The sequence below is a fragment of the Lacinutrix sp. YIN62 genome (assembly GCF_057219185.1).
This window is the reverse complement of sequence record NZ_JBXVVH010000039.1, coordinates 1-7,146: the sequence shown is the minus strand read 5'-3', so window position 1 is coordinate 7,146 and position 7,146 is coordinate 1. Positions and strand designations below refer to the sequence as shown.

Genomic DNA, 7,146 nt, shown 5'->3' with positions numbered 1-7,146 from the left:
GGACTTATACTAAACCAATTTTTAGCTATATTTGAAAACAGGATTAGGATATAAATAACCTAACCCTGAAATTTTGAACTTACACACTTTTTAGGATAGTGTCATTTTATTTAAACTTTTTGGTTGTAAGGCTTAATTTTTTAGAGGCAGTTCTGAATAATCTATTCTGTCTCCAATATTAAGCTGCCATGTTTTTGTAAAACCAGCATTGACTTCCAATACATACTGTGCTTTCGCATTTGAAGCCAAAGACGTTTCATTAAATGGTTGCGCATTTTCTTGAATACTTACAATAGTTTTGTCTTGATCTAGAAAGATTATATCTAAAGGAATGCGGGTGTTTTTCATATAAAAATAACGTTCGCGAGCTTTTGGAAAGATAAAAAGCATAGCTTGATTTTCTTTGATCGATTTACGATACATTAATCCCGTTTGAATTTCGTGATCTGTTTTAGCAAATTCAATATCAAGATTTGTTATAATGCTGTCATTAGAGTTTTTAAAAAGCGCTAGTTCTCCTTCTTTTGTAAAAGGAATATTTACTTGTTTAATAACTTTGTCTTCTTTTTTGCAGGCATAGATAAAAAGAAAAGAAAAGCATAAGGTTTTCAAAATTAGCGATTTTAAAACGGTCATGATTACTTAGTTGTATTTTTTTGTTTATAGACAAACATAAAATAGAAGCCAATTAAAATAAATGGAATACTTAACCATTGTCCTGTATTTAATAACCAGTCTGCGCGTTCTTGATTTTGAGCTTCTTTTACAAATTCAACAAAGAAACGTACCGTCCAAAGTAATACTAGAAATAAGCCAAATAAGAAGCCTGCTTGCTCTCCTTTATTCGTTTTTGTATAAAAATAAACAAGTATTAAGAATACAAAAATGTAACAAAACGATTCATATAATTGTGCAGGATGCCTAAAAGGAACAGCTTCAAGTACACTCTGAAATTTAGGGTTATTAGTTAGTGCTTGATAAGCTTTTTTATAGTTTTTAATTCCCGTTAATTGCGTTACTTCTCTTTTGTTATATTCTTCTTGAATAAAACGAACACCAAATGGAGAATCTGTAACTTTTCCAATAATTTCAGAATTGATAAAATTACCAATTCTAATAAATACAGCTCCAGAAGCTACGGGAATTACAACACGATCCAAGATCCACATTAACGACTTGTATTTATATTTTTTACGATATAAGTACATCCCAATAATAATACCTATGGCTGCACCGTGACTAGCTAATCCGGAAAACCCAGTAAATTCAAATCTAGGATTGAATCTAAAAGGTAAAAAGACACTAAAGAAATCTTGAGAAAACAATTCTGGTTGATAAAAAATAACATGCCCCAATCTGGCACCTAGCATTGTGGCTAAGACGGTGTAAATAAAAAGAGGATCTAAATATTCAATCTTGATATTATCCCTTTTAAAAATACGTTTCATAACGTGCCACCCCACAACAAAGGCTGCAACCCACATTAAACTATAAAAATGTATTTTGAAATTTCCAACGATATCTATTCCTGTTATAGGATTCCAATCGAATTGTAATAAAAGCATAAGTTTAATTTTATAATTGTAAATATATGATTTTGGATGTTATTTGTATCTAATTTAATAGGTTTTTAACCGAATAATAAAGCGGGTAAAATAATGTATGTTATTTAAAGGTATTGCAATAGAAGCTTTAATAAGTTAGATTAGGCGAAAAAAAAGGTTTTATATTAGTCCTCTTTATCAGGAACAGGATCATAACCGCGACCTCCCCATGGGTGGCAACTAAAAACTCTCTTAATAGCTAATAGTCCGCCTTTTAGTAAGCCGTGTTTTAATAAGGCTTCTTTTGTGTAATGGGAACAGGTTGGTTGGTATCTGCAAGTTGCTGGTGTAAAAGGAGAAATTAAAGTTTGATAAACTTTAATAATAAATAAGAAAGGTGCAATTAAAATGTGTTTCATAATCTTTTAAAGTACTCCTTTCTTGTCCATGTGTTTGGAAACGAGTTAATTAGTTGTGAAAGAAGTTCCCTCTTTACCATCGTTTAATTGAATGCCTACTTCTGCAAGTTCATCTCTAATTTTGTCGGATAGCGCAAAATCTTTGTTTGCTCTGGCTTCCTGTCTTAATTTTATTAAAACCGCTACAGCTCCAGATAACTTATCGGCTCCTACGTTTTCTTTAACGGTATTTTTAAGGCCTAAAATGTCAAATGTGAACGTGCATATTACTGTCTTTAACGTCTTTAAATCTTCAGTAGTTATGCTCGCACTTCCTTCTTTTAACTGGTTAATGTATTTTACAGCTTCAAAAAGATGAGCAATAAGAATCGGTGAGTTGAAATCATCATTCATTGCATCGTAACACTTCTGTTTCCAATTTGAAATATCAAACTTGGAAGTTGCTTTTGATGGTTTTATATTATCAATATCATTAATCCCATCCATTAATCTATTGAAGCCTTTTTCACTTGCAGCCAAACCGTCATCTGTAAGATCTAATATACTTCTGTAAGACGATTGTGCCGTGAAAAAACGAATAACACTTGGAGTGTATGCTTTACTAAAGAAGTTGTTGTTTCCAGATAATAATTCTTCAGGATTAACAGTGTTCCCCGTTGTTTTAGACATGCGTTGTCCGTTTAATTCGAGCATGTTTGCATGCATCCAATAATTTACTGGGGATTTGCCTTTTGCAGCTTCATTTTGTGCTATTTCACATTCGTGGTGTGGGAATTTTAAATCCATTCCGCCTCCATGAATATCAAATTGTTCTCCTAAATATTTTGTGCTCATAGCTGTACATTCTAAGTGCCATCCAGGGAAACCATCACTCCAAGGCGAAGGCCATCTCATAATGTGTTCTGGTTCTGCTTTTTTCCAAAGCGCAAAATCTTGAGGGTTCTTTTTATCACTTTGTCCGTCAAGTTCACGAGTGTTATGTATCAAGTCTTCCAACTTACGTTTACTCAACTTGCCATATTCATTGGTTTTATCAAATTTATGAACATCAAAATAAACAGAGCCGTTTATTTCATAAGCAAAGCCATTATTTATAATGGTTTGAATCAAATCAATTTGTTCAATAATGTGACCAGTAGCTGTAGGTTCAATGCTTGGAGGTAAAAAATTAAAAGTGTTTAACACATTATGAAAATCGACAGTATAACGCTGTACAATCTCCATGGGTTCAATCTCTTCCAGCCGAGCTTTTTTTGTGATTTTGTCTTCTCCAACATCAGCATCATTTTCTAAATGCCCAGCATCTGTAATGTTTCTTACATAACGTACTTTATACCCTAAATGTTTTAAGTAACGAAACACCATATCAAAAGACATAAATGTTCTCACATTACCTAAATGTACATTACTATATACTGTAGGGCCGCAAACATACATGCCAACGTAGCCTTCTGTTATAGGTTTAAAGTTTTCTTTTTTACCACTTAAAGAATTGTATATCTTGATTTGCTGATTTTGAAAAAGCTGCATTAAAATTGTATTTTATTTAGATTAGAATTTTGTGTCTAATTTAATATAATCTAAAAACTCTCTTTTGGTTTCCTTATTTTTAAATTGCCCCCCAAATTCCGAAGTAACAGTGCTACTCTCAATATCACGAATACCACGAGAATTTACACATAAGTGCTTGGCATCGATGACACAAGCAACATCATCGGTTCCTAAAACAGTTTGTAGTTCTTTAACAATCTGAATAGTTAGTCGTTCTTGTACCTGAGGTCTTTTTGCAAAATAATCAACTATGCGATTCATTTTCGATAGGCCAACAACCGTGCCATTAGAGATATAGGCAATATGTGCTCTACCTACAATTGGTAGTAAGTGGTGTTCGCAAGTAGAATAAACCGTGATGTTTTTTTCAACTAACATTTCGCCATACTTATATTTATTGTCGAAGGTGGATGCGCTAGGTTTCGCTTTAGGATCTAAACCTCCAAAAATTTCGTTAACGAACATTTTAGCAACTCTATTAGGCGTCCCCTTTAAACTATCATCGGATAGATCTAGTCCCAAGGTTTCCATAATGTGCTTTACATCCTCTTTTATGAGTTCAATTTTTTCTTTACTAGAAACTTCAAAAGCATCTTTTCTAATAGGAGTCTCTGTAGATGTACCTACGTGATTTTCACCTATATCATCGTAGCTCTCTTTTGTATTATCAATTTTCATTTATTCAAAAAGAATTAAGGCTACAAAGATAAGTAATAAAAAAGTCATACAGGTGGTAGGGGATTTTAAATTTGAATTGTTGTATAACTATTATAATAGTAGTATTAACAAAGTGTTAATTATTTTTTTATTACATTTAAAACCTAAAAAAAATATACCAAAATGAGATTAAAAATACCCTATGTTTTATTGATATTGTTTTCATTAAATGTTGTTATTGTAACAGCACAGAATGAGCAAAAACAAAGGTTAAAACTTGTTAATTACAAGGAAAATGTAAAAGCCCCCTTAAAGCCTAACGAACTTAAAATGTTAAAAGAGGTTTTTGTAGATAAACTAGACGAATATGTTTTAAGTAAGCCCCAACGTTTAAAAGATTTTAAACACTTATTGAGAAATAGAATTGAAATAAAGTCTAACTCAAAACTCATACCTCATACTGATAAATACCAGACATTAACCCAAGTCGGATTATTCAACATATATAACGAAAACCTTAAAATGGATACGAGTTATAACCCGTCTACATTTAATCCGCTTAAATATAACCTTAAGTTCTTTGGAAAAGGACAGTCTATATATAGAATAGGAAACACCAATTATTTTATAACCATTAAATCTCAACACGAATAAAAAAAAATACTCTAATGAATAAATTAATAATATTATCCCTTTTACTAATCTCAAGCTTTGCATTTTCTCAAGATGTCTTGATGCATACGGGAACCGTAACTCAATGTTCGGGGACTTTGTATGATTCTGGAGGCGCTGCCGCAAATTACAGTAGCAGTGAAAGTTTTGTTTTAACGCTTTGTCCTGATGAAGCAGGGAATTTAATGCAAATCGATTTTACTGCTTTCAATACACAAGGAGGAGCAGATATATTAACTATATATAATGGTGATAGTACTGCTGCACCAGCGTTTGGACAGTTTGAAGGAGGAGGAGCAGCAAATAATCCAGGGTTAGTCGTTGCTACGCTAGAGAATCCTACAGGGTGTCTTACGCTTGAATTTGTTTCAGATGGTACTGCTACGACTACTGGATGGGAAGCCATATTATCATGCTTTGAACCATGTCAAACGATCGTTTCTCAAATAGATACAGCGACACCAGCACCCAATGCAGAAGGGTATATAAGAGTTTGCCCTGATGAAGATATCACTTTAGTCGGAAGTGGCGTATTTTCAGTAAGCGGGGCTGGCGCTTCTTATGAATGGGATTTAGGAGACGGGAATACTCTAGCAGGACAAACGGCTACGTTTTCTTACGATACACCAGGCGTTTATATAGTGAATTTAAATATTCGAGATGCAAATACAGATCCAGACCCCTTAGGTTGTGCGAATACAAATTTAATAAATCAAGTGATACAAGTTGCTACAGAGCCAGATTTTACAGGTACAGAAGCTGCGGATAGTGTCATTTGTTTTGGAGAGGATACAACAATATCTGGTGTAGTAACGCCAGTCGAATTTATAAACGATTGTACACCTCCTGTTAGTGGAGTTACTTTTCTCCCTGATGGTAGTGGTGCACAATATTCAACATGCATTACTGTCGATTGTTACGATTCTTTAGCAACGCTAACAGATGTTAATCAGTTAATTAATGTGTGTATGAATATAGAACATTCATATTCAGGGGATTTGGATATATTTGTAAGGAGCCCTAATGGCTCTGAAGTTCAATTGTTTGATCAAGCAGGGGGAGGTACTTATTTTGGAGGTGCTAATGATGATAACACAGACGATCCAGGTGTTGGGGCGGATTACTGTTTTTCTTTAAACGCTGCCGTTCTATTACAAGATGCACCTACAGTTATTGCAGGTTCTAATGACCCAGGGCCTTCATGGGCTCCAGGAACATATTTGCCTGTTGAGAATTTTAATGATTTGTTAGGGAGCCCATTAAATGGGGATTGGTGTATTAGAATAGTTGATAATCTAGGTTCTGATAATGGACATGTGTTTTCATGGGGACTAGAGTTTGATCCAGCATTACAACCTCCGGAATTATCATTTACCCCTGTAACAGTAACCGAAGGCTGGGATCCGGATCCCTCTATAACAGGGACCGTAGGAAATGTAATTACAGTAGCTCCTCCTACGGCGGGAACACATTGTTTTACATATAGAACTACCGACGATTTTGGGTGTGAGTATACAGAGCAAGTCTGTATAGATATGCTTCCAGAAATTATTAATGATCTACCAAATGATTTAGCACTTTGTAATCCTGGTGCAGCACCATATATTTTTGATTTAACAGAAAATACTCCAATAATTTTGGCAGCTTCCCCGAATGCAGGTGATTTAAATATTACTTATCATGAAACACTCGCAGATGCAGAAGCAGATACAGCTGTAATAGCTACACCAGGAGCATATTCTTCTACTGCAATATTAGGGGCACCTCAAACTATTTTTGTAAGAATAGAATATTTAACCTCTGATTGTTATGAAATAGAATCGTTTACACTGAATGTAACGCCTCAGCCATTAATAAATCCAGCAGCTGATATGGAAGTTTGTGATGACATTACAAATGATGGAGTTGAAGCTTTCGACTTAGAAACTCAAACGGCTTCAATATTAGGAGCGCAGGCAGCAGCAGATTTCATTGTGACCTATCATTTGAGTTTTGCAGATGCAGACGGCGGAGTAGGGGCGTTAGTTAGCCCGTATACTAACGTGGCTAATCCAGAACCTATTTTTGTAAGAATAGAAGGAGCTGTAGATGCTACTTGTTACTTTGTACAAGCAACGCCGGTGTTTAATTTAATAGTGAACCCTAGGGCAATAGCGATACAACCTTTAGATATGGAGGTATGTGATGATTTATCGAACGATGGTGTTGAGGTTTTTGATTTAACAACACAGACCACAACAATATTAGGGGCGCAAAATCCAGCAAATGTTACGGTAACCTACTATGAAAGTCAGCTAGATGCA

General features: G+C 34.5%; 7 protein-coding genes. 2 read left to right on the top strand and 5 right to left on the bottom strand.

The window, feature by feature from the left end:
- Positions 1–132 precede the first annotated feature (132 nt).
- From AC2D8I_RS15610 to folE, 5 genes are all read right to left on the bottom strand, one after another.
- Complete coding sequence (locus AC2D8I_RS15610; protein WP_484706995.1) at positions 133–612, bottom strand: DUF192 domain-containing protein; 480 nt, start codon at positions 610–612, stop codon at positions 133–135.
- A 26-nt stretch (positions 613–638) separates the two neighbouring features.
- Positions 639–1,565, bottom strand: coding sequence for a prolipoprotein diacylglyceryl transferase (lgt, locus tag AC2D8I_RS15605; RefSeq protein ID WP_484706994.1), 927 nt, complete (start codon positions 1,563–1,565; stop codon positions 639–641).
- Positions 1,566–1,729: 164 nt separating this feature from the next.
- The gene (yidD, locus tag AC2D8I_RS15600) at positions 1,730–1,963 is read right to left on the bottom strand and encodes a membrane protein insertion efficiency factor YidD (protein ID WP_484706993.1); all 234 of its coding nucleotides are present in this window, start codon (positions 1,961–1,963) and stop codon (positions 1,730–1,732) included.
- 45 nt (positions 1,964–2,008) lie between these two features.
- Positions 2,009–3,493: a cysteine--tRNA ligase gene (cysS, locus tag AC2D8I_RS15595; RefSeq protein ID WP_484706991.1), complete on the bottom strand. Its 1,485-nt coding sequence runs from the start codon at positions 3,491–3,493 to the stop codon at positions 2,009–2,011.
- A gap of 21 nt (positions 3,494–3,514) precedes the next feature.
- Entirely contained in the window at positions 3,515–4,192 is a 678-nt protein-coding gene (gene folE / locus AC2D8I_RS15590; protein ID WP_484706990.1) for a GTP cyclohydrolase I FolE, read from the bottom strand.
- 162 nt (positions 4,193–4,354) lie between these two features.
- On the opposite strand from folE, the gene AC2D8I_RS15585 reads away from it, so the two are divergent.
- Positions 4,355–4,825 (top strand): hypothetical protein, encoded by a 471-nt coding sequence (locus AC2D8I_RS15585; protein ID WP_484706989.1) that lies wholly within the window; start codon positions 4,355–4,357, stop codon positions 4,823–4,825.
- Positions 4,826–4,839: 14 nt separating this feature from the next.
- Positions 4,840–7,146, top strand: a 2,307-nt coding sequence (locus tag AC2D8I_RS15580; RefSeq protein ID WP_484706988.1) for a PKD domain-containing protein, incomplete at its 3' end; no start/stop codon positions are given.